The organism is Streptomyces sp. NPDC050546, assembly GCF_044457425.1.
GTDB lineage: Bacteria > Actinomycetota > Actinomycetes > Streptomycetales > Streptomycetaceae > Streptomyces.
In genome coordinates this window covers 65,553-90,175 of record NZ_JBITGX010000003.1, presented here as the reverse complement: position 1 = coordinate 90,175, position 24,623 = coordinate 65,553, and the positions used below count along the sequence as shown (strand labels likewise).

The following is a 24,623-nucleotide window of genomic DNA, read 5'->3' as shown; positions in this document are numbered from 1 at the left end:
ACGGCCGCCCTCGGTGAACTCCCGAGGGCGGCCGTTCGTCCACAGTCGACCTCAGTCGAACCACCGGTCCCGTGCCAGTTCCTCCGTCCGGGACGGGTCCTCCAGCAGTGCTGCCACCTCGAACCGTCGCGGCCACTGTCCGGCCGCCCAGGCCAGGCCCGCCGCGACGCCCTCCAGGGTGGCGGCGTGCAGGACGCCGTCGTCGGTGAGCCGCCAGTCGATCTCCACGCCGTCGACGACGAGTTCCTCGTGTTCGACGTAGGAGGCCGGGGTCAGCCGGCCGAGCAGTACGCGCACCGGCTCCGGTACGTCGTGCTCGGCGCCTTCGGACCCGACCTCCCCGGTGACAGACTCGCTGAGGCGCCGCACCTGGAACAGCTCGGCCAGCTCGGCGGCCCGGGCGGGGCGGACCGGCAGCAGGGGGACGCCCGAGGTGAAGGGGAGGAGGTCGGGCGAGTCGACGACCACGGCGTCGGCCGCGTCCACGACCTCCACCCGGCCGTCGACGACCGCGCGCAGCTCGTCCGGCAGGGTGACCTGCTCCGGGTCCAGCTCGGCCAGCGCGCTGTAGAGGGCGTGCAGCTGGGCGTCCGCCACCTCGCGCTCGGGCTCGGCGAGCCGGTCGAGCAGCTCGGCGGCCCCGCCGGGCTCGTCCAGCAGCGCGGCCACGGACGTCCGTACGCCCAGCGCCCGCAGTACCTGTTCGTCCTCGAAGCCGGTGGCGTCGGCCTCGTCGTAGAGCCCGCGCAGGAGCGGGTCGCCACCGGCGGCGCGCAGGCCGGCCGGGCGGCGGCCGTCGAGCACCGGGTTCCCGCGCAGCCACCACGCCGCGTACGGCCGTACGGCCTCGTGCGTCCCGTCGTGCAGCAGGATCCGCACGGGCTGGACGACGGCGTCCCGGTAGGGCGGCTGCGACAGCAGGGTCAGGGCCTGGGCCCACTTGTCCTCGTCGACCAGGTCCAGGTCCCGTACGGCGATGATCTCCGTCGCGACCGGCGGGACCGGGCTGTCGGGGAAGCGGTCGAGGATGTCCTCGCACCACACGTCGACGGCGTCCAGCAGGCCCGCGTCGTCGGGCTCGGCGAAGTCGCCCTCGCGGGGCTCGAGTTCGTCAGGGTCGAGGACGACGTCGGTGGCGCGGACGAGCGCGAAGTTCACCAGGACCCCGCAGGCGGCGAGCGGCTGCTCGCCCCACCTGTCGGCCAGTTCGGCGTCCACGGCGGCGAGTTCGCCCTCGCGCATCACCTGGGCGAAGGGGCCGCCGGGGAAGACGAGTTCGCAGGCGGGGGCCGGTTCGCCGTCCTCGTCGGGCAGGGCGAGGGCGCCGAGCCAGGGCTCGTCACCGGGCTCCAGGCCCGCGTCCCGCACCAGCGCGAGCACGGTGTCGGCCAGTTCGTCGGCGTCGAGGGTGTCCTCTTCCCAGTTCACCCCGCCCTCGTCGTCCAGGGACGCGGCGACGGCGGCCCTCACCTGCGGGGTGGTGAGCACGGCACGCGGGGTCGCGGGCAGGGCGCCGAGCTTCTCCAGGAGCGGGTGGGCGGCGTCCGGGTGGGCGACCTTCAGGCCGAGCCGGGCCAGCACCTCGGGGTCGGTACGGGAGGCCTGCGCGCTCGGCAGGAGCACCTGCCGGGGTCCGATCGTCGTACGGCCGTCCGCAAGTGGCACGGGGAGGCCCGACAGCCGGTCGGGGTCCACGCCGGTGAGGCTGTCGTAGAGCCGCCGCCACCAGCCCGGGTCCTTCTCCAGACCGGCCAGCCGGTCGATCGCGTCGGTCAGCGGGACGCAGGCGACGTCCAGGATCCGCAGCTCCGCGCGCCGCTCAAGGCCGCCGGGCAGCAGGGTGGGCAGCACCTCGGCGAGGACCCGCACGGTGTCCGCGCCCGCGCCCTCGACGATCTCGGCGTCACGGGGCCGCAGGGACTCGGGCAGGTCGTCGTCGACGTCGTCGGACTCACGGGGCTCGGCGGCGGGTGGGAGAAACGACGTCCGCGGCAGCCGGTCCAGGATCGCCTGGCGCAGGGCGCCGTCCAGCTCGCCCTTGCCGAGCGGGCCGGGCACGAGGCCGATGATCCCGGCGGTCACCGGCCGCCAGTCGCCGAGGAGTTCGGCGTACGCGTCGGCCGCGCGCTGGACGAGGAAGTCGGTCAGCGGTCCCGGGGCGGCGTGCCGGCGGGTCGAGTCCAGCGGGAACGAGGCGATGAGCAGGGCCGGCACGCCGAGCTGCTCGTCGCTGGGCGTGGGCGCGTGCAGGACCGGGCTGGTGCGGGGCCGGGCGGGGCTGCCGTCGCTGTCGACGGGCACGGCCCAGGTGACGGACCACCGCGGCCGCAGCCGCTCCTCGACGGGCCGGTCGGCGAGCAGGTCGGGGGTGAGCGGGCCGTGCGCGACGGCGGTGCGCCAGTGGGTGACGCCGCCCTCGGAGTCGTCGACGACGGTGAAGGCCCCGTCGGTACGGCGGGTGAGGGTCCTGGGGCTCTCCCCGTTGACCTCCACGACGACCTCTTCGAGGCCGGGGAGGGCGAGCAGCAGCGCGTCGTCGACGGCGTGCAGCAGCCGCTCGGCGAGGTCGGCGGCGGGATCGTCGCGCAGGGGCAGGATGACGGCGGTGTCGTACGGGTCGGGGGCGGTGCCCTCGGCGGCGAACGGCAGCCGCAGCAGCGGTACGTGCCCGTCGCGCCGCCGGACCTCGTCCCCGAGCCCGGGGCTGTGCCGGGCGGTCTCGGCGGCCAGGCCCCGGGCCTCGGCGAGGGACCAGCGCACCCCACCGTGCCGGCCGACTACGGCGGGCTCGTCGGTGACGGACAGGACGGCGGCGAAGCCGACACCGAAGCGCCCGACGGCCTGTTCCTGGCTCTCCCGCTTCGCCGACGCCCGCAGCGTGGACAGCGACTCCACACCGGCCGCGTCCAGGGGTGCCCCGGTGTTGGCGGCGACGAGAACGCCGTCCCGCAGGGTGAGCCGCAGCCGTCCCGGCACCCCGGCCCGGGCCGCGGCGTCGGCGGCGTTCTGGGCGAGCTCGACGACGAGCCGGTCCCGGTAGCCGCCGAGGACCAGGTCCTCCTCGGCGTTGGCGTCCTCACGGAACCGGGCGGGGCTGGTGGCCCAGGCGTCGAGGACACCGCGTCGCAGACGCGCGGTACCGAACGGATCGGCCCCCTCGGCGGCGGGCCGCACGAACTTGCTGCTCACGTTCCGTACCTTCTCCTCGTCGACGTGAGGACGAAGGTACCGCCTGTGGAGCGGGGGGTGCGTGCCCGCCCGGCGCTACCGGCTCCGGGACCAGGCCGCTACGAGTGGCCCAGTTCCTCCGCGCTCTCGTCCGCCGTCGCCGCGACCGAGCCCGAGTCCGGCGCCGGGCGCAGCGGGAACGGGTCGACCCGGGTCTCGTCGATGACCGGGGAGGGCGGCTGCGGGGGGCGGGGCATGACAGCGGCCTCGGAGTGGCCGCCGCAGCCGTAGGTGAGGGAGACGAGGCGGCCATCGGCCGGGGAGAACTCGTTGGCGCAGACGCCGAAGGCCTGGCCGAGGGAGCCGCCGATGGGGGCGAGGAAGCCGCAGGTGACGCAGGCCGCCGGGGCCGACTGGGCCATGGGCGTCTTGGGGCCGAACGCCTCCTCCCAGCGGTCGGCCGCGGTGTACAGGCCGTAGCGGGACAGGACGCGGGCCCGGCGCATGCCGAGCTCCTCCGCCACTCCGGTGATGGAGCCGCGGGTCGGGGTGACCGGGAGGAAGCCGGAGGGGGGTCCCGCGGTGACGTCCGCGTCCTCGGCCTCCACCAGGTCGGCCATCTCGTGCGACACGGGGGAATTCGGTGCCGGCTCGTCCTCGCCCGAGTAGCCGGGCTCCAGACGCAGGTCCTCGGCGTCCGTGGGAAGCAGATCGCCCGGCCCCATGTCGCCGGGGCGCAGCCGCTCGCTCCACGGCACCCACTCGGGCGCGAGCACCGCGTCCGGGCCGGGCAGCAGCGCCGCCTCGTCCACCGTGACGATCTTCGCCCGGGACGCCCGGGCCACGGTCACGGCCCAGCGCCAGCCCCGGTACCCCAGCTCCCGGCACTCGAAGAAGTGCGTGACAACGCGGTCCCCCTCGGAGACCGTCCCCACGTGCTCGCCGACGATCCCTGGCGCCGCGGCCTCCTCGGCTGCGGCGCGCGCGAGGTCGACGGCCTCGGCGCACAGACGGTCAGGGGTGCGGCTTCGCGTTGTCGCTGCGCTCACAGGTATCGCTTCTCTCCATACGCCGTCTCACGAGTGCGCCACTCCCGGCGCGGGGGCGGACGGAGCGGACCAGGGGACCGCGTCGACATCCTTCATCCATTTTGCGGGATGGCTGAGATACGCACGCTACCCTTCCGCCCCTCTTCACGTACACCGACGGTCCCATGACCCGACGACCGGGCAGTCATCCGACAGTCACCCCACAGGCCCTATACAAGCGGTAATGGCACTACCCACAGCCTTCTCGGGGCACTATGACGTCGTGGCAGCCGCGAAGACGCCCGTCAAGGGAAGCAGCCGACTGAGCGGACCGGGCCGTATGCGCGGCTCCCTCCGCGCGGTCGGCCGTGCCCTGCACTTCCCGGTGACCGGAACCGCCCGCGGCATCCGCAAGGCCACCCACGCGCACGGCGCCGGCGAGTCCGGCCTCGGCAAGCTGATCGAGCTGCACGGCGTGAACGGCGCCGGCGATGTCATGGTCACCGTCGCCCTCGCCTCGACCGTCTTCTTCTCCGTCCCCACCGACGAGGCCCGCGGCCGCGTCGCCCTGTACCTCGCCATCACCATGGCGCCCTTCACGCTGCTCGCACCGGTGATCGGCCCCCTCCTCGACCGCATCCCGCACGGCCGCCGGGCGGCCATGGCCGGCGCGATGCTGGCCCGGGCGCTGCTCGCGATCGTCCTGTCCGGGGCCGTCGTCACCGGCGGTATCGAGCTGTACCCGGCCGCGCTCGGCGTCCTGGTCTCGTCGAAGGCGTACGGGGTGGTCAGAAGCGCCGTCGTGCCCCGGCTGCTGCCACCTCGTTTCTCCCTGGTGAAGGCCAACTCGCGCGTCACCCTCGGCGGGCTCCTCGCCACCGGCATCGCCGCCCCGATCGGCGCCGGGCTCCAGCAGATCGGGCCGCGCTGGCCGCTCTACGGCGCCTTCGTGCTCTTCGTGGCGGGGACGATCCTGTCGTTCACTCTGCCGCCCAAGGTCGACTCCGCCAAGGGCGAGGACACCGCGCTGCTGGCCGCGGACGAACAGCATCTGCACGGCCCGCACCGTCGGCCCGTCAAGCGCCCCGGGCTGCGCACGGTCGGCCCGGCCGTCACCCACGCCCTGGCCGCCAACGCCTCCATCCGCTGCCTCACCGGCTTCCTGATCTTCTTCCTGGCCTTCCTGCTCCGCGAGCACCCGGTCTCGGGCCAGAGCGCCGCCGTGTCCCTGGGGATCGTCGGCGTCTCGGCGGGCGTGGGCAACGCGCTCGGCACGGCGGTCGGGGCATGGCTGCGCTCCCGGGCACCGGAGATCATCATCGTGACGGTGGTGGCGTGTGTGGTGGGCGTGGCGGTACTGGCCTCGGTGTTCTTCAGCGCGGTCCTGGTGGCCTGCCTGGCGGCGATGGCGGGCTTCGCGCAGGCCCTGGCCAAGCTGTCCCTGGACGCGCTGATCCAGCGGGACGTGCCCGAACTGGTCCGCACCTCGGCCTTCGCCCGGTCCGAGACCCTGCTGCAGATGTCCTGGGTGCTCGGCGGGGCGGTCGGCATCGTGCTGCCGCTCAACGGCCCGGTCGGGCTGGCGGTGGGCGCGGCGATCATCGGCACGGGGTGGCTGACGACCGTACGGGGGCTGATCGCCTCGGCCCGGCGCGGCGGTGCGACGCGGGCGCGCGTGGCGTAGCCGTGGGGCACGCCGTACCCCGCGTGGGCACTCCCGGTCGTGTGCCCGATAACCTTCGCCCATGAACACGTTGCAATCCGTAGTGCGACGCCGCCGCGCCGTCGCTGTCGCCGGTGTCGTATCCGCCGGACTGCTCGTCCTGTCGGCCTGTGACAAGCCGACGCCGATGGCCACGGTCACCGTGGGCAGCGACTCGGTGAACTCCGAGGCCACCTGTGGCGGCGAGGGCGACGCCCTGAAGCCCGCCGACCTCACGCAGTGCCTGAAGGACAAGGGCATCAAGTCCATCTCGGTCGACCCGGACGAGACCGTGCGCTTCGGCGTCGACCCGGAGATCGCCGACAAGGGCTGGACGATCCTGATGAACGGTCAGCCGCTGACCGACAACAGCACGAAGACGTACCGCACCATCCCGGGCAGCGTGTTCTTCAACGCCCAGTACGGCGCGCAGGGCGACTCGACGCTGGTGTCCATCAAGGAGGGCGAGAAGGACACGTCCGGCCTGTGGAACTTCAAGCTGGAGAAGGACGCGTAATCGCTGCCGCTGGGCTTGGCAGGGTGCTGATCGCCACCGCTGTTCCTGTGGAGAGGGACGCGGTGGCCCGGGCCTTTGGTGGGTATTCGCCGGCGTCCGATAGCGAGGCGCTCGGCGCCGCGGGCCGTGCCCACCCGTTCCGCCCCAGCGGAACGACTGCCCACGGCAGCGGCAGCGGCACGATCGTGCGCGGCTGTATCGACGTGATCGACGTCGGTGTCGGGCCCGCTCTCGCCGCCGCGTCCGTCGCCTCCGCTCTCACCGCCGCCTCCCTCCGGGGCACGCCGTACGACCTCGTCGTCTCCGCCGGGATCGGTGGCGGCTTCCAGCCGGAGGCGCCCGTGGGGGCGCTCGTCGTCGCCGACGAGATCGTCGCGGCCGATCTGGGGGCCGAGACGCCCGACGGGTTCGTGCCGGTCACCGAGCTCGGGTTCGGGACCGTACGTCACCTGCCGCCCGGGGAACTCGTACGGCGGGTCGCCGACGCCGCCGGGGCGCGTACCGGGGCCGTGCTCACCGTGTCCACCGTGACCGGGACGGCCGCCAGGGCCACCGCGCTGCGCGAGCGGCACCCCACCGCTCTCGCCGAGGCCATGGAGGGCTTCGGTGTCGCCGAGGCCGCAGGGGCGCACGGGGTGCCCGTGCTGGAGATCCGGGCGGTCTCCAATCCCGTCGGGCCGCGTGACCGTGCCGCCTGGCGCATCCCCGACGCGCTGGCCGCGCTGACCGAGGGTTTCGGGAAGCTCGTGCCCGTACTGGAGAGTTGGAACCGGCATGACCAGTGACCAGTTGCAGATCGCGTACTCCCCCTGCCCGAACGACACCTTCGTCTTCGACGCCCTGGCCCACGGCCGCGTCCCCGGCGCCCCCGCCCTCGACGTGACCTTCGCCGACATCGACGTCACCAACGGCATGGCCGAGCGCGGCGAGTTCGACGTACTGAAGGTGTCGTACGCGGTGCTGCCGTACGTCCTCGACGAGTACGCGCTGCTGCCCTGCGGCGGCGCCCTGGGGCGGGGCTGCGGGCCGCTGGTGCTGACGCGGGAGGCGGACGTCGACCTCACCGGGCGTACCGTCGCCGTGCCCAGTGAGAAGTCCACCGCGTATCTGCTGTTCCGGCTGTGGGCCGCCGACACCCTGGCCGACGGGGTCGGCGAGATCGTCGTCATGCCGTTCCACGAGATCATGCCGGCCGTGCGGGACGGGAAGGTCGACGCGGGACTCGTGATCCACGAGGCGCGCTTCACCTACGCCGGCTACGGCCTGCACAAGCTCGCCGACATGGGCGAGCACTGGGAGCACACCACCGGGCTGCCGATCCCGCTGGGCGCGATCATCGCCAAGCGGTCGCTGGGCGAGCAGAAGCTGCGGCTGCTCGCCGACTCCATCCGGACATCCGTGCGCGCCGCCTGGGACGACCCCGAGGTGTCCCGGCCGTACGTCATGGAGCACGCCCAGGAGATGGACCCGGCCGTCGCCGACCAGCACATCGGGCTGTACGTCAACGAGTTCACGGCCGGCCTCGGCGAGGACGGCTACGCCGCCGTACGCGGACTGCTGACACGCGCGGCGGCCGAGGGACTGGTACCGCCCCTCGGCCCGAACGCGCTGCGCTTTCCCTGAGGACCCCCGAGAGTCTCAGACGTCCAGCTGGTCGGCGACCGCCCGCAGCAGTCCGGCGATCTTCTTGCCGGAGGTCCGCTCGGGATAGCGGCCCCGCTCCAGCATCGGGGTGATGTTCTCCAGCAGGGTCGTGAGGTCCTGGACGATCGAGGCGAGTTCGTCCGGCTTCTTGCGCGTCGCGGCGGCGACCGAGGGGGTCGGGTCCAGAATCGTCAGGGACAGTGCCTGGTCGCCGCGCTGCCCGGCGACCACGCCGAACTCCACTCGCTGACCGGGCTTGAGCGTCTCGACTCCGGCGGGGAGGACCGAGGAATGGACGAAGACGTCACCGCCGTCGTCGCGGGAGAGAAAGCCGAAGCCCTTCTCGCTGTTGAACCACTTGACCTTGCCGGTAGGCACGTCTGTCCTCGTCCTCGTACTCGTCGGAAAACTGCTTCTGGAAACGGCTCTTGATAGCACTCGGGCGGGCCGCACGGACCCGCCGGTACCAAGGCTAATGCTCTTCAGGCCGGTGACAAGACGTCACCGGCTTGTTCCTTCGGGCTGGGAACTACCCTGGTCCGGTGCCTGACAAAACCCAAACGAATTCCGCCGCGCCCGGTGACCGTCTGGTCCGTGCCGGTGCCATCGTCTTCTTCATCGGTGCCGTGGCCACACTGGTCACGGTCGCCCCGCTGTTCCTCGGGACGACGCCCTTTCCGACGTACATGTTCGGATTGAGCATGCTCATGGCGGTCGGATTCCTGATGGCCGGCGCGGGAGTACTGCGTTCCGTGGCGGCCGGCCGGCGTCAGGCGCGTGCGGGGCGGTAGTCCGAAAGCCACCCGGGGAATTCGGTCAGGTCCCCGAGGACGACGTCCGCGCCCGCCGCGCGCAGTTCCTCCGGGGAGCAGGGGCCGGTGGCCACCGCGACGGACAGCGAGCCGGCCGTCCGGGCGCCGCGCACGTCTCCGACGTGGTCGCCGACATAGACGCCCGCGTCGTGCTCGCGCAGTGCCTCCGCCTTCTGTTCGGCCCACAGATCGCCGATCACCGCGTCGGGCTCGATGCCGAGGTGGGCGAGGTGCAGCTTGGCGTTGGGCTCGTACTTGGCGGTGACCACTATCGCGCGGCCGCCGGCCTCCCGTACGGCCGTGATGGCCTCACCGGCGCCGGTCATCGCCGGGGTCGCGGCGATGGCGATCGACGGGTACATCTCCCGGTACAGATCGGCCATGTCCGCGACCTCCTCGGCCGGGAACCAGTTGACCAGCTCCTCGGCCAGCGGCGGCCCGAGCCGGGTGACCGCCAGATCGGCGTCGATGTACGTACCCGTCCGCTCGGACAGCGCCAGGTAGCAGGCGCGGATGCCGGGACGGGAGTCGATGAGGGTCATGTCCAGGTCGAAACCGACGGTGAGTGCCATATGGGCCATTGTGCCCAGGGCGGGTGACGGGCAGACGTCCCCGGGGTGCCGGTTACTTCTGACGCTGGGAGCGCCAGACCAGGAAGAGCGCCGACGCCACCGCCGCGCCCCGGACCACCCAGGGCCAGGTCTCGGAGACGGCGTCGTTCATGTGCCCCTCGGCGATCGGTGTGCCCCAGCGGCCGTTCATCCTGCCCCAGAGCCACACCAGACCCGACGTGAGAGCGAGCCCGGGCAGGACCATGACCGCCCACTTCGTCTCCGCCTGGGTCAGACGGCGCGAGGCGTACGCGATGAGCCAGCCGAGGAGCAGCACGAACCAGTTGCCGAGCACCGCGCCCGCGACGAGCAGGGCAGCGGCGGCGAGGAGCAGCGGGTTGCTCCAGCTGCCGCCCGGCAGCCGGGGGAGGCGGCGACGGGCGCCGGTCCCGGCCGCTTCCTCGACGGCCTCGACGGCAGGCTCGGCCTCCTCGGCCGCCCGCTTCTCCGGCTCCGGCTTCCTCGGCTGCGGCGGCTTCAGCAGGTCCGGCAGTTCCACGCCGCCCACGAAGCCGGGCACCTCCTCGCCCACGCCGAACGGGCTGCTGTCCACCCGCCACCAGTCGGGCTGGACGACGCTGTCCCCGAGCTCGTGCCCGGCGGCCAGGTGCGGCGGGGCCGGGCCCTCGGCGGGCGCCGGGTGCGGCTCGTCGGCGGGCCGGGCCGGGCGGGGCCGCGGGACGACGCGCCGCAGCACCCCCTTCGCCCGCTCCTCCGGCTCGGCGTCGCGCTGCACGGGGACGGAAGGGGGAGCGGGGGCGGCGCTCCGCTGCGCGCCGCCGGTGCCCTCCGCTGCCGCCGCCACGACCTCGTCGGGGCTGCCCAGGCGGGTCAGGATGCGGCGGACGGCGGCGGGTGAGTCGACGGTGGATTTCGCGCGGCTCCGGTCGATCTCGCCCCGCAGGTCCGCGACCAGGCGCATCCGGGTGGCCGAGGACAACTGCCGCTGCTGGGCCACGTCGCCGACACGGCTCAGATACTCGTAAACGACCTGGTCGCTCTCAATCCCCACGAAGTCCCCTCCGGGGCGGGTGCGTTGGCTGACGCCGTCGGACGACGGTATCGCGAGGACCGGCGGGTCGGCCAAACGCCACTGGCCTCCCCGACCCGGCCCGTCCGGCGTTCGAGGACGAGGCCGTCCAGGCCGAAGGGGGGGGCTGGGGGCGCAGCCCCCCAGGAGCGGCCGCGCACCCGACTGCCCGCAGCCGACGACGACCACCCGCTACCGTGGACCGGATGAGCACCGAGGACAGGTCCCCGGCCCCCCGCTCCCTCGCCGAAGCGCTCCGCGCGCGGGGCGATGCCGCGCTGGGCGCGCTGCTGCGCGGCCGCCCGGATCTCATCACGCCCGTGCCGACCGACATCACGCAGCTCGCGACCCGGGCCGGCACCCGTGCCTCGGTCGTGCGCGCCCTGGAGCGGCTGGACCGGTTCGCGCTGCAGACGGCGGAGGCGCTGGCCGTGGCGGCGGACCCGGCGACCTACGACGAACTGCTCGGGCTCACCGCCGGGGACGACGGCGACCCGGCCGTCGTCGCCGCCCTGCCGCACGCCGTGGACATCCTGCGCGAGCAGGCCCTGGTCTGGGGCGGCGACGACCGGCTGCGGCTGGTCCGTACGGCACGTGAGCTGCTGGCACCCGCGCCGCAGCACCCCTCGCCGACCGGTCTCGGCCCGACCGTCCAGGAGGCCACCGCCGGGATGTCCCCGGGGCGGATCCAGGAGATCGTCATGGCCGCCGGGCTGGCCTCGACCCATGACTCGGTCTCCGCTGTGACCGCCCTCACCGGCCTGTTCACGGACCGGGCCCGGATGACCGCGCTGCTCGCCGACGCCCCGGCCGACTCGCTGGACGTGCTCGAACGCCTGGTGTGGGGGCCGCCGTACGGGCAGGTCACCCCGGACCCGGCGGCGCGGCTGCGCTGGCTGCTGGACCGGGGGCTGCTGCTGCCGACGGCGCCGGGGACGGTCGTCCTGCCGCGCGAGGTCGCCCTGCATCTGCGGCGGGGTCTTGCGCACCGGACGCCGGAGCCGGTGCCGCCGGTGGTCGAGGCCGCCGCCGTGCACCGTCCACAGGTTGTGGACAGTACGGCGGCCGGGCAGGCGTACACCGCGCTGGCGACCGTCGAGGAGCTGCTGAAGGACTGGGACGAGGGCGGGCCCGCGGTGCTGCGGGCCGGCGGGCTGAGCGTGCGGGACCTGAAGCGGACCGCCGTCGCCCTCGACGCGCCCGAGCCGGTCGCCGCGTTCTGGGTGGAACTGGCCTACGCGGCGGGCCTGATCGCCTCGGACGGTGAGGCCGACGAGCGGTACGCGGCGACCCCGGCCTACGACGAGTGGCTGGAGGCGCCCGCCGCCGAGCGCTGGTCGCGGCTGGCCACGGCATGGCTCGCGGCGACCCGGACGGCCGGTCTGGTGGGCGGGCGGGACGCGAAGGACCGTACGTTGTCGGCGCTCGGGCCGGGCCTGGACCGTTCGGCGGCGCCCGAGGTACGGCACCGGGTGCTGGCGCTGCTGGCCGGGCTGCCGGAGGGGGCCGCGCCGGACGCCGAGTCGGTGCTCGCCCGGCTGCGCTGGGAGCGCCCCCTGCGCGGCGCCCGGCTCGAGGACGACCCGCGTGCGCGCCTCGCCCGGTGGGCGCTGTCCGAGGCGGAGCTGCTGGGCGTCACCGGCCGGGGCGCGCTGTCGGGGCATGGCCGGGCCCTGCTGGGGCCTGCGGCGGCCGTGAAGCACCCCGAGGCGGAGCCCTCCGGATCGGCGGGTCCGTCAGCGGGGCTTTCGGCGGGTCCGGGAGACAAGCTCCCCGTCCACCATCACCACCATCGCCCCGTCCCGGTCGCGCCCCTCTCCCCCGCCGAACAGGCCGTCGCCTCCGCCGCCGCGGCCCGGCTCCTGACGCCCCAGCTGCCCGAGCCGCTGGACCACGTGCTGCTCCAGGCCGACCTGACGGCGGTGGCGCCCGGGCCCCTGCGGCGCCCGCTCGCCGACATGCTCGGGGTGCTGGCGGACGTCGAGTCCAAGGGCGGAGCCACCGTCTACCGGTTCACGCCCGGGTCGGTGCGGCGCGCGCTCGACGCCGGGCAGGCCGCCTCCGACCTGCACGCCTTCCTCACCGCCCACTCCCGTACGCCGGTGCCGCAGCCGCTCGCCTACCTGATCGACGACGTGGCCCGGCGGCACGGCCAGCTGCGGGTCGGCGCGGCCTCGGCGTATGTGCGCTGCGACGACGACGCGGTGCTCAACGAGATCCTCGCCGACAAGCGGGCCGCGGGGCTGGGCCTGCGCCGGCTCGCCCCGACCGTGCTGGCCGCGCAGGCCGACCCCGCGGGGCTCCTCGAAGGGCTGCGGTCGATGGGGTTCGCGCCGGCCGCCGAGTCCGCCGAGGGCGATGTGCTGATCACCCGCGCCCTCGCCCACCGCACCCCGCCCCGTACGGCGCCCGAGCCGGTGCCGGACGGCCCGCCGGTGCCCGACGACGTCCTCCTCGCGGCGGCGCTGCGCGCCATCCGGGCCGGCGACCTGGCCTCCACCGCCCCGCGCAAGCCCGGCGCCGCTCCGGCGGTCAACGGCGAGCTGCCCCGCACCGGTTCCGCCGAGACCCTCGCCACCATGCAGGCCGCCGTCCTGACCGGCGAGGCCCTGTGGATCGGCTACGTCAACGCCGAGGGCACCGCCAGCCAGCGGGTCATCGCGCCCGTCCGCGTCGAGGGCGGCTTCGTCACGGCGTACGACCACACGGCGGACGAGGTCCGTACGTATCCGCTGCACCGGATCACCGGGGTCGCGGAGCTGGCGGACGACTCCGGCTGACCCCTCCTGGGCGGGGTCGTTTCTCACCCGTTCGGGTGCACGCCGCCGTTCATGCACGCCACGCCGGGGATGTCCCACCCATGGGCGACCTTGCCGGGCGTGCCGCATCACGCGCTGTGCCCGGGGGCAGCCACCGGGTGTTCCTGTGAGCACTGCCGAAAGGAAGTCCCAGCATGCGCGCTGTACGTCGAGTCACCGCCGTCCTGGCCACCGCCGTCCTGATGATGTTCGGTGGTCTCGCCACCCCGGCCGCGGCGGTCGGCATCGATGTCGCCGGCCTTGTCCTCGAGACGCCGCAGATCTGATCCGCCTCCGCGCACCTGCCGGGGCCGGCCCCGCGTTCCGGGCCGGCCCGCGGTGCTGTGTCCCTCACCGCTCAGCCCGTGAAAGGCCCTGCCGCCATGCGTGAAAAGCTTCCCGCCGTCGTACTCTCCGCCGCCGCCCTCGTGGCCGTGCTCGCGCCCTCGGCCGCGGCGGCACCGCCCGCGCTGCCGCTGCCGATCCCGGCGGCCCACGCCGAGTCCCTGGTGGGCGAGGGCGTCTCCGTCGAGGGCCCGCTGGTCAACACCATCAGTCTGTCCACGCTGCGGTAGCGCGGCGCGTCCGGTAACTGTCGCCCTCCAGCCGGACCACCTCGGCGTGATGGGCGAGGCGGTCCGCCATCGCGGGTGCGGAGGTACCGAAGACCTCGTCCCAGCGGCCGAGCGGGCGGTCGCTGGTCACGATCAGCGAGCCACGCTCGTAGCGGTGCGCGACCAGCCGGAAGAACAGGGCGGCGGTGGCCCCGTCGAAGGGCGTGTAGCCGATCTCGTCGACGATCAGGAGGGGGTGTTCGTCGAGGGCGGCCAGCTCCGCGTCGAGCCGGCCGGCGGCCCGGGCGTCGGACAGCCGCGCGGCCCACTCGGCGGCGGTCGCGAACAGCACCCGGTGCCCGGCCTGGCAGGCCCGCACGCCCAGGGCGACCGCCAGGTGCGTCTTGCCGGTGCCGGTCGGGCCGACGAAGACCACGTTGCGCCGGGCGGCGACGAAGTCCGCCTTGCCGAGCCGGGCCACGGTCTCCCGGTCGAAGCCCCGGGGGTGCTGCTGGTCGAAGTCCTCCAGCTGCTTGCGGGCCGGGAAGCCTGCCGCCCGGATCCGGGCCTCGGCGTCGGCGTCCTGTTCCGACACGGGGTCCGGCTCCGGCTGCCGGGGTGAGGGCAGCGTGACCGCCGGGGTCTCCTGGCCCGGCCGCGGCAGCACGGCCTGCGGGTGCCCGGCCGGCGCATGGTCGGTGTGTCCGCGGTCGGTGTGTCCGCGGTCGGTGTGTCCGCGGTCGCTCTGCGCGGCCATCGGGCCCGACATGTACGCGAGGATCGCCGCCGAGGCGATGAACGCCATGTGGATCACCGTCCCCCACAGCAGGGCGTGATGGGAGGTGTGGTGGACGTCCACGAACATCTGGAGCAGATGCACGGAGGAGATGCCCACGATCGCGGTGGCGAGCTTGACCTTCAGTACGTTGGAGTTGACGTGCGAGAGCCATTCCGGCTGGTCGCGGTGGCCCTGGAGGCCGATGCGCGAGACGAAGGTCTCGTAGCCGCCGACGATCACCATGATCAGCAAGTTGGCGATCATGACGACGTCGACGAGCTTGAGCACGGCGAGCATCACATATGTCTCAGTGGCGTGCCCGCTCACGCACATGAGGATTAAGGTCCAGAGTTCCTTGAAGAACTTGTAGACGTAGACGCCCTGGGCGGCCACCAGCCCGAAGTACAGCGGGGCCTGGAGCCAGCGGGTGGCGAACAGGGCGTATCCGAGCGTGGTCGTCGGCGTATTCTGCACGGTTCGCCATTCTTCGGGGCCACCGCGGAAAAACTGAATTCACACCACACGTTGGGATGAAAAGGCATTCTGTAGGACCGGCGTCGTTCCAGCAGCGCAGATCACACCCTCGGGGGGCGTCGATCAGGCACACTGGACGTTTGGCCGCAGAAAGGGTGCCGCGTGTGAATGGTCCGCTGATCGTCCAGTCCGACAAGACCCTGCTCCTGGAAGTCGACCACGAGCGGGCCGACGACTGCCGTCGTGTCATCGCCCCCTTCGCGGAGCTGGAGCGGGCGCCCGAGCACATCCACACCTACCGGGTGACCCCGCTGGGCCTGTGGAACGCGCGCGCGGCGGGCCATGACGCCGAGCAGGTCGTGGACGCGCTGGTGGAGTACAGCCGCTATCCGGTGCCGCACGCGCTGCTCGTCGACATCGCCGAGACGATGGACCGCTACGGCCGGCTCACCCTGTCCAAGCACCCGGCGCACGGCCTGGTCCTGACGACCACCGACCGGCCGGTGCTGGAGGAGATCCTGCGCTCGAAGCGGATCACGCCGCTGGTCGGCGCCCGGATCGACCCGGACACCGTCGCCGTGCACCCCTCCGAGCGCGGGCAGATCAAGCAGACCCTGCTGAAGCTGGGCTGGCCGGCCGAGGACCTCGCCGGGTACGTCGACGGCGAGGCGCACTCGATCGAGCTGGCCGAGGACGGCTGGGCGCTGCGGCCGTACCAGAAGCAGGCCGTCGAGAACTTCTGGCACGGCGGCTCCGGAGTCGTCGTCCTGCCCTGCGGCGCCGGGAAGACGCTGGTCGGGGCCGGGGCGATGGCGCAGGCGAAGTCCACGACGCTGATCCTCGTCACGAACACCGTCTCCGCGCGGCAGTGGAAGCACGAGCTGGTGAAGCGGACCTCCCTCACCGAGGAGGAGATCGGCGAGTACAGCGGGACGCGCAAGGAGATCCGGCCCGTCACGATCGCCACGTACCAGGTGCTGACGACCAAGCGGAAGGGCGTCTATCCGCACCTGGAGCTGTTCGACTCACGGGACTGGGGCCTGGTCGTCTACGACGAGGTCCATCTGCTGCCGGCGCCGGTCTTCAAGTTCACGGCGGATCTCCAGGCGCGGCGGCGGCTCGGCCTGACGGCCACCCTGGTCCGTGAGGACGGCCGCGAGTCGGACGTGTTCTCCCTGATCGGGCCCAAGCGGTTCGACGCGCCGTGGAAAGAGATCGAGGCGCAGGGCTATATCGCGCCCGCCGACTGCGTCGAGGTCCGGGTCAATCTGACGGACTCCGAGCGGCTCGCGTACGCCACGGCCGAGACGGAGGAGAAGTACCGCTTCTGCGCCACGACCGCGACCAAGCGGAAGGTCACGGAGGCGATCGTCCGCCGCTTCGCCGGGCAGCAGATCCTCGTGATCGGCCAGTACATCGACCAGCTCGACGAGCTGGGCGAACATCTCGGGGCGCCCGTGATCAAGGGCGAGACGTCGAACGCGCAGCGCGAGAAGCTCTTCGACGCCTTCCGCGAGGGCGAGATCAGCGTGCTGGTGGTCTCCAAGGTCGCGAACTTCTCGATCGACCTGCCGGAGGCGACGGTCGCGATCCAGGTGTCGGGCACCTTCGGCTCCCGCCAGGAGGAGGCCCAGCGTCTCGGCCGGGTGCTGCGCCCCAAGTCGGACGGCCACCAGGCCCACTTCTACTCCGTGGTCGCCCGGGACACCATCGACCAGGACTTCGCGGCCCACCGGCAGCGCTTCCTGGCGGAGCAGGGGTACGCGTACCGGATCGTGGACGCGGACGAGCTGCTCGCCGAGAGCTGAGAACGGCGGGTCCGCCGGCTCACTTGCGGCAGGTCCGTCGGCTCACTTGCGGCGGACCACGCCGACCTCCTCGCCGTACTGGCCGAGGACGATCACGTCGAAGGCGGCGCCCGCGAAGACCTTGACGGCGCGCAGGGCGTCGCCGAGGCGGTGGCGGTGGCTGCCGGTCACGGCGGTGGCACCCGGCGGCCGGCCCGGTGCGGGGGCAGGAGAGAGGGTTGCTGCGCTCATGTCTCCATGGTGCGGTTTCGCCCATAAGGCCCGCGTCGGTCTCGGGACCGAACCCGCGTACTCCGCTCGTACGCCTGCGGACCGACTCCTGCCCCTCAGGAAGGAGGGCCTCATCCCCTAGGGGATGAGGGAGAGGGGGGCGGAAAAAGCGTTGGCGGGCGTCTCCCCCGCTCCTCTAAGATCTCCGCTTCTTGCCCGCCTCCCTCACGGAGTGCCGTGGACCGGACGGAAACCGGTCCGCATCTCACCGCCATCTCTTCAGCAGGTCCTCCGGAGGCACCCCCTTGTCCACGCCCGTCGACGACCCGATCTCCCGTGAGCGCTCCCACCTCGCCTCGTCCCGTTCCGCCCTGCGTGCCATGCGCGAGGACGTCGAGGCCCTCGACATCACCGACGTCACCGCGAACTGGGTCAACGCCGAGGTGCTGGCCCGCCAGATCGAGGAGCGCGTCAAGGCCCTGGCCGACCTCAGCGACACCCCGCTGTTCTTCGGGCGGCTCGACTATCTGCACACCCCGGGCGCCGAGCAGGCCGAGGGCGCGGACGGAGAACGCTTCTACATCGGGCGGCGGCATGTGCACGACGCCGACGGCGACCCAATGGTGATCGACTGGCGCGCGCCGGTCTCGCAGCCGTTCTACCGGGCCACCAAGAAGGACCCGCAGGACATCGCGCTGCGCCGCCGCTTCGGGTACACCCGCGGCGACATCACGGCGTACGAGGACGAGCACCTCTCGGACCCGGCCGAGGCGGTGAAGACCAGCAGACTGCTCCAGCAGGAGATCGAACGCCCGCGTGTCGGCCCGATGCGGGACATCGTCGCGACGATCCAGCCCGAGCAGGACGAGATCGTGCGCTCCGGGCTCTCCGGCTCGGTGTGTGTGCAGGGCGGCCCGGGCACCGGAAAGACCGCCGTCGGCCTGCACCGGGTCGCCTACCTCCTCTACGCCCACCGCGAGCGCCTCGCCCGTACCGGCACCCTGGTCATCGGACCCAACCGGTCCTTCCTGCACTACATCGAGCAGGTCCTGCCCGCGCTGGGCGAGCTGACCGTCCAGCAGGCCACCGTCGAGGACCTGGTGGCGCACGTCGAGATCAAGGGCACGGACGACGCGACGGCCGCGGTCGTCAAGGGCGACGCCCGCATGGCCCAGGTACTGCGCAAGGCCCTCTACGCGCACGTCACCCTGCCCACCGAGCCGGTCGTCGTCGTACGAGGCTCCCGCCGCTGGCGTGTCGCGCAGTACGAACTGGAGGACATCGTCCGAGAGTTGCTCGACCGCGACATCCGCTACGGTGCCGCCCGCGAGGCCCTGCCGCAGCGCATCGCGCACGCCGTGCTGGTGCAGATGGAGCGCTCGGGCGAGGCGCCGGACGACCGGGTGCAGGACGCGGTGGCCCGCAACAGCGCGGTCAAGGCGGCCGTGAAGACGGTGTGGCCCGCCGTCGATCCGGCGAAGCTGGTGCTGCGCCTGCTGTCGGACGCGGACTTCCTCGCCGAACACGCGGCGGGGATCCTCGGCGAGGAGGAGCAGAAGGCGATCCTGTGGGCGCGACCGGCGCGCAGCGTCAAGGCGGCCAAGTGGGCGGCGGCCGACGCCGTCCTCATCGACGAGGCCACCGACCTGATCCAGCGCACGCACTCCCTCGGGCATGTCATCCTCGACGAGGCGCAGGACCTCTCCCCCATGCAGTACCGGGCGGTCGGCCGCCGCTGCACCACTGGCAGCGCGACCGTCCTCGGCGACCTGGCCCAGGGCACCACGCCCTGGGCGACCCGCGGCTGGGAGGAGGCGCTGACCCACCTGGGCAAGCAGGACGCGGTGGTGGAGGAGCTGACGGCCGGTTTCCGCGTGCCGACGGACGTCATCACCTACGCCTCCCGGCTGCTGCCGCACATCGCCCCGGGTCTCACCCCGGTGGTGTCGATCCGCGAGAACCCGGGCCACTTCGAGGTCCGGGAGGTCGCCGGGACCACCGACGTGGTCGAGGCCTGCCGCGAACTACTGCGCAACGAGGGCTCGACCGGCCTGATCGCGGCGGACGCCCGGATCCCGGAGCTGGCAAGGGCCTTGGCGAAGGCCGGTATCCCGTACCTCGGCCCGGGCGAGGAGACGACCCGGGAGACCCGGCTGACCCTGGTCCCGGCCTCGCTCGCGAAGGGTCTGGAGTACGACTACGTGGTCCTGGACGAGCCACGGGCGGTGGTCGACGGCGAGCCGGACGAACGGACGGGGCTGCGGCGCCTGTACGTGGCGCTGACGCGAGCGGTGTCGGGTCTGATCGTCACGCACGCGGCGCCGCTGCCGCCACAACTGGCGTGACCGCTCAGGTCGCGACGTAGCCCCCGTCGGCGGCGAGCACCGCGCCGGTGATGTAACTGGCCTTGTCGGAGGCCAGGAACACCACGGCCTCGGCGATCTCCTCGGGCTCGCCGGCGCGGGTGAGCGGGGTGTTCCGGCTGAACTCCTCGAACATCTCGCCCACCGTCTCGACGGCCATGTCGGTACGGATCGGGCCGGGCGCCACGGAGTTGACGCGAACGCCCGCCCCGCCGAACTCGACGGCCCACGACCGGGTCAGCGCGTCCATCGCGGCCTTGGAGGCGTTGTAGACGGAGCCGACCGGGGTGCCGACCTGCCCGGCGACCGACGAGACGTTGACGATCGCACCCCTCTTCCTGGCCACCATGGCCGGCACGAGCGCGGCCGTCAGGAAGTAGGTCGCACGGACATTGATGTCAAACACCTGCTCGTAGCTGTCGAGCGGCTGCTCGAGGGTCGTCGAGAACGGGAAGACGCCCGCGTTGTTCACGAGCACGTCCACTTCGCCGACCTCCTCGGCGAGCTTGCGGACGTCGTCGATGTCCGCGACGTCAGCGACGACGAAGTGGCCCGTCCCGCCCGCCTGCTCGATCAGCTCGACGGTCTCCTTGCCGAGCTCGGCCCGGCGCCCGGTCACGTAGACGGTGGCTCCCGCCTCCGCGAGCTTGACCGCGATCGCGCGGCCGATGCCCGACGTGGCGCCGGTGACGAGTGCCTTCTTGCCCTGAAGTTCCTTGGTTGTCATGTCTGCCAACGTGGCCGCGCCAGATCGTCAGAGCATAATTTCCGCATATACGGCCTGGTCAGGTACGGCCTGTTCAGGTCGCGAGGAGGCCGCCGTGCGCAGCCCGAAGCAGAGGCGCACGAACCTCGGCAGCCGGTAACGGCCGAGTACGAGCGGCTCGATCAGGTGCACGCCCACGAGTGACTCCAGCACCAGCTCGATCTCACCGGCGTCGGCCCCGGACAGCTCCGCCGCCTTCTGACTGTCGATCACCTCGACGCCCTGGCTCGCGAAGCACATGAGCATTCGGCGTTCCGGATCGCTCAGCTGCTGCTCGGCCGCGATCAACGGGGCCATCATCGCGGCGCAGTCGGACGGGATCACGTCGGCGAGCCTGCGGTCCCGCTCCATCTGCCGCAAGGCCATCTCGATCGTCCAGTGCGGACGCGCGCTGAGCTTGCCGCCCATCACCCTGATCGGGTGCGGCAGTCGCGAAAGGTGTTCCAGCAGCATCTCGGCCTGCTCGGGTTCCGCGTCCGCGCGCAGCGGGCCGACGGTCTTGCGCAGGAACTCCCGCGCCTCCGGCTCGGCCAGCCCGGCGATCTTCAGCCAGGTCACCCCCGGCAGCTCGTGCAACCGGCGGACGCTCGTGAGAATCATCGCCGAGCCGGGCGTGGCGAGATCGCGCACGCTCGCCGCGTCCTGCACGTCGTCGACCACGACCAGGAACCGCTTGCCGCGCGCCTTCTCCCGCCACAGCGCGGCTCTGTCGCCGACGGGGTTCTCCACGCCGACCGCGCGCAACAGCTCGTCGGCGACGTCCCTGCCCCTGACGAAGATCTGCCCGTCCGGGAAGCGCCCTTTGACGAGGTGGCCGATCCGGGTGGCCAGCGCGGTCTTGCCGCTGCCCCGCATACCGGTGATGCCGACGGTGCCCGGCAACGTCCTCAGAGCCTGCGCGATCTCCTCGGCGCGACCGGTGAAGTCGACCAGATCCGGCACCAGCTGCTCCGGCCTGCGCGGCGGGGTGAGGTCGCCGTCGAGGATCTGCGCGTGCACCCTGCGCAGCTCCGGCCCTGGTTCGAGGCCGAGCTCCTCGATGAGGAGTGCGCGCACCTGGTGGAAGTGGTCGAGTGCCTCGCCCTGCCTGCCCTCCAGATAGAGCGCGCGCATCAGGAGGGCGCGCGGTCGTTCCCTGAGCGGGAAGGCGGCGACGTGTTTCTGCAGCTCCAGCACGTCGAGTTCGCGTTCGAGGCAGTCCTCCCGCGCCTTGAGCCGGTGGTCGCCGAGCCGCATACGCTGCGCATCGAAGTAGGCGCTCCGGAGGCCTTCCAGGGGTTCGCCGCGGCAGTCGTCGACGATCTCAGCGCGGACCGTGTACCCGCCGTCCCTGGACGTCAGGTTCAGCTCCGGGAGCGTCTTGCGGAGCTTGTACACGTACGTCCGCAGTGCCATCACCGCGCTCGGCGTCGGGTCGTCCCAGACCATGCCGATCAACTGGTCGTTGCTCAGCCGGATGCCGTTGTTCAGCAGCAACGCCGCCAGCACCGCCCGCTGCTGGCGCGGCCCCAGTGCGACCTCCTCTTCGTCGCGCCAGGCTCGTACCGGACCCATCAGTGAGAAGCGCAGGCTCATGCAACGGCTCAACGCACGGGCGGATCCCCTGCTTCCCCGTGTCCTGCCGGGAGGGTCACGCGCGGGCGGCGTCCAGGGCGGTCCGCCACCGCGCTACGGCCTCCGCCGACACCGGCGCCTCCCAGCCCTCCGGCCGGGCCGCCCCGCCGATGTGGAAGCCGTCGACCCCGGCCGCCAGCAGCGTCGGCACGTGGTCGAGCCGCAGCCCGCCCCCCACCAGCAGGTGCTGCTCGTACCCCGGCTCTCCTCGGCGGGCCGCCTCGGCGAGCAGCACGGGAAGCCCGTCGTCGACCCCGTCGGCCGATCCGGCGGTGAGATACGTGTCGAGCCCGGGCATCCCGTCCAGCTGCTTGCGCAGGGCGTCCCGGTCGGCGGCCCGGTCGATCGCCCGGTGGAAGGTCCAGGGGCAGCCGTCCAGCACCGCGACGACCCGCTCCACCGCCGCCAGGTCCACGCCGCCGTCCGGGCCGAGGAACCCGAGCACGAACTCCTCGGCCCCGGCCTCCCGCAACTCGCCCGCCACCCGGACCAGGCGGTCGGCGTCCCCCGCCGCGAAACCGTCGGCGAGCCGGAGCATCACCCGCAGCGACAGGTCGACGGCCCTGCGGATCCCGGCGACGGTCCCGGCCGACGGGGTGAGCCCGTCGGCCGCCATGTCGGTGACCAGCTCGAGGCGGTCAGCGCCTCCCGCCTGGGCGGCGACCGCGTCCTCGACCCCGAGGGCGATCACCTCCAGGACTGCACGCTTGCTCATGGGGTCCCTTCGTCGGCATGGGATCGGCGTTCTGCGACAGGTCTAGTCCAATCAAAGACTACGCTGCCCATCCCCGCCGCCTCCCACGCCCCGGTGAGGCGCCTCAGCCGAAGATGTTCAGCTCCTTCGCCTCCACCCCCGCCAGCTCGAACGCGGGCGCCCCGTCGACCGGCCGCCCCGCGTACAGCCGTACGAGGGTCGGCCCGTCCCCGATGAAACGCCCCGGGGGCCGCTCCCCGTCGCTCTCGCCCAGCCGCAGCGGCTCGTCCAGGTCGTCGAGGTCGGCGTGCAGCGGCACATGCCCCCGCTCACGGGTGAGCCGGGCGAGCAGCGCGAGCGCGTCCGGCAGCCCGGCCCCGCCGTACGCCCCCGGCTCCCCGAGCGCCTCGCGCACGTCCCCGGCGTGCACCCACTCCCCGAGCGCGAGACCGTCCAGCTTCCCGTCCGCCCCGGCGATCACGGGTCCGGCCTCGCTCATCCCGCGCTCCAGCTCCGCCACGACCTGCGCGTTGCTCCACCCCTCCCGCTCCGCGATGTCGCGGTCGTTCGACTCCGGCGAGAACACACCCTCCTCGAACCGGCTCTCCGCCACCCGCGTCAGTGCGGACGAGCAGTGCGCCAGCACATCCCGCACCGTCCAGCCGGGACACGCGGCCACGGGCCGTGCGAAGTCCTCCTCGGCCCTGCCCCGCAGCAGCGGGATCAGCGCGTCACGCTCGATCGTGAGCAGCCGGCCGGGCTGCTCGGGGTCCCGTACGTCGTGCACATCAGCAGGAGTCGTCATGGAACCCACGCTAGATCCCAACCCCGGGTCGGCGGGAGAATGACGCCATGGCCGATCCCGACACCCCGCGCACCCTGCACACCCTGCGCACCCGCTTCACCCGCACCCTGGAAGCCGCCCGGGGCCCGGCCACCGACGGCCCCGACCCGGCGCCGTACGCCGACAACCTGCTCACCCGCTGGCAGGAGCCCCAGCGTCGCTATCACACGGTCGCGCACCTCACGGCGGTCCTCGACCACGTCGACGCACTGGAGCGGCACGCGCACGACCCGGACGTGGTGCGGCTGGCCGCCTGGTTCCACGACGCGGTCTACCTGCCCGACCGCTCCGAGAACGAGGAACGCTCCGCCCGCCTCGCCGAACGCGCCCTCGCGGAGGCCGGTGTCCCCGCCGCCAGGACCGCCGAGGTGGCCCGTCTGGTCCGCCTCACCGTCACCCACGACCCCGCCGACGACGACGCCGACGGCCAGGTCCTGTGCGACGCCGACCTGGCGATCCTCGCCTCGCCCCCGTCGGCGTACGCGGCCTACACCACCGCCGTCCGCGAGGAGTACCACTTCGTCCCGAACGACGCCTTCCGCACCGGCCGCGCCACCATCCTCCGCCAACTCCTCGCCCTGCCGAGGCTGTTCAGGACCCCGCACGGAGCGAAGGAGTGGGAGGCGACGGCCCGCTACAACCTGCGGTCGGAGCTGGAGCTGCTGGAGGAATCGCCCTCCGGAGCGGCCCCCGGGTCCTAGGGTTGGCCCCACCGCACCACAGGGAGGGGCACACGCATGGACAACACCACCGAGCCCGAGGTCATCGAGCCGAGCCTGCCGTTCTGGGTCACCGTCGCCGAGGAGGGCGACGACGACTCGATGGGCCTGTTCGGCAACGGCGGCGGCGAACCGGCCCTGCGGTCCGTCCCGCTCGGCCCCCTCCGCAAGAACCTCGCCGAGACCGTCGACGCCCTCCAGCAGCTGTTCGAGGACGCCGCGGCCCGGGGCGGCACCCTGCCGCTCGCCGAGGCCCAGCTGTCCTTCCAGGTCACCGCGAGCGGCGGCGTCCAGCTCCTCGGCACCGGCCAGGTGCAGGGCACCCGCGGACTGACACTGGTCTTCAAGCGGCCTTCCTAGCGCCCTCCAGAGACTTCCGAGGCTTCCAGGGGACTTCCCGAGGGGACGCAACAACCCCTTTGTGAACTAAAGTTGTCGGACGAACGGCCGAGGGTCAGGGGGACGGCATGAGCGGCAGCGCGGCGAACG

23 protein-coding genes are annotated in these 24,623 nt (G+C 72.9%); 12 read left to right on the top strand and 11 right to left on the bottom strand.

The window, feature by feature from the left end; translation table 11 throughout:
• Window positions 1–51: 51 nt before the first annotated feature.
• Together ACIBK5_RS08320 and ACIBK5_RS08315 are read right to left on the bottom strand one after the other, a co-directional pair.
• Window positions 52–3,189 (bottom strand): sacsin N-terminal ATP-binding-like domain-containing protein, encoded by a 3,138-nt coding sequence (locus tag ACIBK5_RS08320; RefSeq protein ID WP_399017460.1) that lies wholly within the window; start codon window positions 3,187–3,189, stop codon window positions 52–54.
• Window positions 3,190–3,287: 98 nt separating this feature from the next.
• Complete coding sequence (locus ACIBK5_RS08315) at window positions 3,288–4,217, bottom strand: DUF3027 domain-containing protein (protein ID WP_399017458.1); 930 nt, start codon at window positions 4,215–4,217, stop codon at window positions 3,288–3,290.
• Between the two features lie 262 nt (window positions 4,218–4,479).
• Between ACIBK5_RS08315 and ACIBK5_RS08310 the strand changes: the two genes are divergently transcribed.
• The 4 genes from ACIBK5_RS08310 to ACIBK5_RS08295 all read left to right on the top strand — a co-directional run bounded on the left by ACIBK5_RS08310 (window position 4,480) and on the right by ACIBK5_RS08295 (window position 8,038).
• Window positions 4,480–5,880, top strand: a complete 1,401-nt coding sequence (locus ACIBK5_RS08310; RefSeq protein WP_399018301.1) for an MFS transporter — start codon at window positions 4,480–4,482, stop codon at window positions 5,878–5,880.
• 61 nt (window positions 5,881–5,941) lie between these two features.
• Window positions 5,942–6,415: a DUF2771 domain-containing protein gene (locus tag ACIBK5_RS08305; RefSeq protein WP_382495151.1), complete on the top strand. Its 474-nt coding sequence runs from the start codon at window positions 5,942–5,944 to the stop codon at window positions 6,413–6,415.
• The gene (locus ACIBK5_RS08300) at window positions 6,385–7,200 is read left to right on the top strand and encodes a futalosine hydrolase (RefSeq protein ID WP_399017456.1); all 816 of its coding nucleotides are present in this window, start codon (window positions 6,385–6,387) and stop codon (window positions 7,198–7,200) included. Before ACIBK5_RS08305 ends, ACIBK5_RS08300 begins: the two co-directional genes overlap by 31 nt.
• Window positions 7,190–8,038, top strand: a complete 849-nt coding sequence (locus ACIBK5_RS08295; protein ID WP_399017455.1) for a 1,4-dihydroxy-6-naphthoate synthase — start codon at window positions 7,190–7,192, stop codon at window positions 8,036–8,038. The genes ACIBK5_RS08300 and ACIBK5_RS08295 overlap by 11 nt, the downstream gene beginning before the upstream one ends.
• A gap of 15 nt (window positions 8,039–8,053) precedes the next feature.
• Here the strand turns inward: ACIBK5_RS08295 and ACIBK5_RS08290 are convergent, their stop codons facing one another.
• Window positions 8,054–8,437: a cold-shock protein gene (locus ACIBK5_RS08290; RefSeq protein ID WP_189729237.1), complete on the bottom strand. Its 384-nt coding sequence runs from the start codon at window positions 8,435–8,437 to the stop codon at window positions 8,054–8,056.
• 164 nt (window positions 8,438–8,601) lie between these two features.
• Here ACIBK5_RS08290 and ACIBK5_RS08285 point away from each other — a divergent pair, with 164 nt between their 5' ends.
• Window positions 8,602–8,850 (top strand): hypothetical protein, encoded by a 249-nt coding sequence (locus tag ACIBK5_RS08285; protein ID WP_184599437.1) that lies wholly within the window; start codon window positions 8,602–8,604, stop codon window positions 8,848–8,850.
• Here ACIBK5_RS08285 and ACIBK5_RS08280 read toward each other — a convergent pair.
• Together ACIBK5_RS08280 and ACIBK5_RS08275 are read right to left on the bottom strand one after the other, a co-directional pair.
• Window positions 8,829–9,452: an HAD family hydrolase gene (locus ACIBK5_RS08280; RefSeq protein ID WP_399017452.1), complete on the bottom strand. Its 624-nt coding sequence runs from the start codon at window positions 9,450–9,452 to the stop codon at window positions 8,829–8,831. The two genes, ACIBK5_RS08285 and ACIBK5_RS08280, sit on opposite strands and share 22 nt — an antisense overlap.
• A gap of 43 nt (window positions 9,453–9,495) precedes the next feature.
• The gene (locus tag ACIBK5_RS08275; protein WP_399017451.1) at window positions 9,496–10,494 is read right to left on the bottom strand and encodes a hypothetical protein; all 999 of its coding nucleotides are present in this window, start codon (window positions 10,492–10,494) and stop codon (window positions 9,496–9,498) included.
• 224 nt (window positions 10,495–10,718) lie between these two features.
• Between ACIBK5_RS08275 and ACIBK5_RS08270 the strand changes: the two genes are divergently transcribed.
• The 3 genes from ACIBK5_RS08270 (at window position 10,719) to ACIBK5_RS08260 (ending at window position 13,885) form a co-directional block, all read left to right on the top strand.
• Window positions 10,719–13,292 carry a helicase-associated domain-containing protein gene (locus tag ACIBK5_RS08270; RefSeq protein ID WP_399017449.1) on the top strand — a complete coding sequence of 858 codons (2,574 nt, stop codon included), beginning with the start codon at window positions 10,719–10,721 and terminating at the stop codon, window positions 13,290–13,292.
• Window positions 13,293–13,465: 173 nt separating this feature from the next.
• Entirely contained in the window at window positions 13,466–13,597 is a 132-nt protein-coding gene (locus ACIBK5_RS08265) for a hypothetical protein (RefSeq protein WP_399017447.1), read from the top strand.
• A 96-nt stretch (window positions 13,598–13,693) separates the two neighbouring features.
• Entirely contained in the window at window positions 13,694–13,885 is a 192-nt protein-coding gene (locus ACIBK5_RS08260) for a hypothetical protein (protein ID WP_189729245.1), read from the top strand.
• On the opposite strand, the gene istB is transcribed toward ACIBK5_RS08260, so the two are convergent.
• Window positions 13,863–15,116, bottom strand: a complete 1,254-nt coding sequence (istB, locus tag ACIBK5_RS08255) for an IS21-like element helper ATPase IstB (protein WP_399017445.1) — start codon at window positions 15,114–15,116, stop codon at window positions 13,863–13,865. The two genes, ACIBK5_RS08260 and istB, sit on opposite strands and share 23 nt — an antisense overlap.
• A gap of 164 nt (window positions 15,117–15,280) precedes the next feature.
• Here istB and ACIBK5_RS08250 point away from each other — a divergent pair, with 164 nt between their 5' ends.
• Window positions 15,281–16,924, top strand: coding sequence for a DNA repair helicase XPB (locus ACIBK5_RS08250; protein ID WP_399017443.1), 1,644 nt, complete (start codon window positions 15,281–15,283; stop codon window positions 16,922–16,924).
• Between the two features lie 42 nt (window positions 16,925–16,966).
• Here the strand turns inward: ACIBK5_RS08250 and ACIBK5_RS08245 are convergent, their stop codons facing one another.
• Window positions 16,967–17,155 carry a hypothetical protein gene (locus tag ACIBK5_RS08245; RefSeq protein ID WP_184599430.1) on the bottom strand — a complete coding sequence of 63 codons (189 nt, stop codon included), beginning with the start codon at window positions 17,153–17,155 and terminating at the stop codon, window positions 16,967–16,969.
• A 284-nt stretch (window positions 17,156–17,439) separates the two neighbouring features.
• Between ACIBK5_RS08245 and ACIBK5_RS08240 the strand changes: the two genes are divergently transcribed.
• The gene (locus ACIBK5_RS08240) at window positions 17,440–19,479 is read left to right on the top strand and encodes a HelD family protein (protein WP_399017441.1); all 2,040 of its coding nucleotides are present in this window, start codon (window positions 17,440–17,442) and stop codon (window positions 19,477–19,479) included.
• Window positions 19,480–19,483: 4 nt separating this feature from the next.
• Here ACIBK5_RS08240 and ACIBK5_RS08235 read toward each other — a convergent pair whose 3' ends face one another.
• From ACIBK5_RS08235 to ACIBK5_RS08220, 4 genes are all read right to left on the bottom strand, one after another.
• Entirely contained in the window at window positions 19,484–20,224 is a 741-nt protein-coding gene (locus tag ACIBK5_RS08235; RefSeq protein WP_399017440.1) for an SDR family NAD(P)-dependent oxidoreductase, read from the bottom strand.
• 27 nt (window positions 20,225–20,251) lie between these two features.
• Window positions 20,252–21,838, bottom strand: a complete 1,587-nt coding sequence (locus tag ACIBK5_RS08230) for a BTAD domain-containing putative transcriptional regulator (RefSeq protein WP_399017438.1) — start codon at window positions 21,836–21,838, stop codon at window positions 20,252–20,254.
• A gap of 55 nt (window positions 21,839–21,893) precedes the next feature.
• On the bottom strand, window positions 21,894–22,592 hold the full coding sequence (locus tag ACIBK5_RS08225) for a copper homeostasis protein CutC (RefSeq protein WP_399017436.1): 699 nt from the start codon (window positions 22,590–22,592) through the stop codon (window positions 21,894–21,896).
• A gap of 103 nt (window positions 22,593–22,695) precedes the next feature.
• Window positions 22,696–23,376: a maleylpyruvate isomerase family mycothiol-dependent enzyme gene (locus ACIBK5_RS08220; protein WP_399017434.1), complete on the bottom strand. Its 681-nt coding sequence runs from the start codon at window positions 23,374–23,376 to the stop codon at window positions 22,696–22,698.
• 47 nt (window positions 23,377–23,423) lie between these two features.
• Here ACIBK5_RS08220 and ACIBK5_RS08215 point away from each other — a divergent pair, with 47 nt between their 5' ends.
• Together ACIBK5_RS08215 and ACIBK5_RS08210 are read left to right on the top strand one after the other, a co-directional pair.
• A complete protein-coding gene (locus ACIBK5_RS08215) occupies window positions 23,424–24,116 on the top strand; it encodes a hypothetical protein (RefSeq protein WP_399017433.1) in 693 nt (230 codons plus the stop codon).
• A gap of 36 nt (window positions 24,117–24,152) precedes the next feature.
• Entirely contained in the window at window positions 24,153–24,494 is a 342-nt protein-coding gene (locus tag ACIBK5_RS08210) for a hypothetical protein (RefSeq protein ID WP_399017431.1), read from the top strand.
• Window positions 24,495–24,623 lie beyond the last annotated feature (129 nt).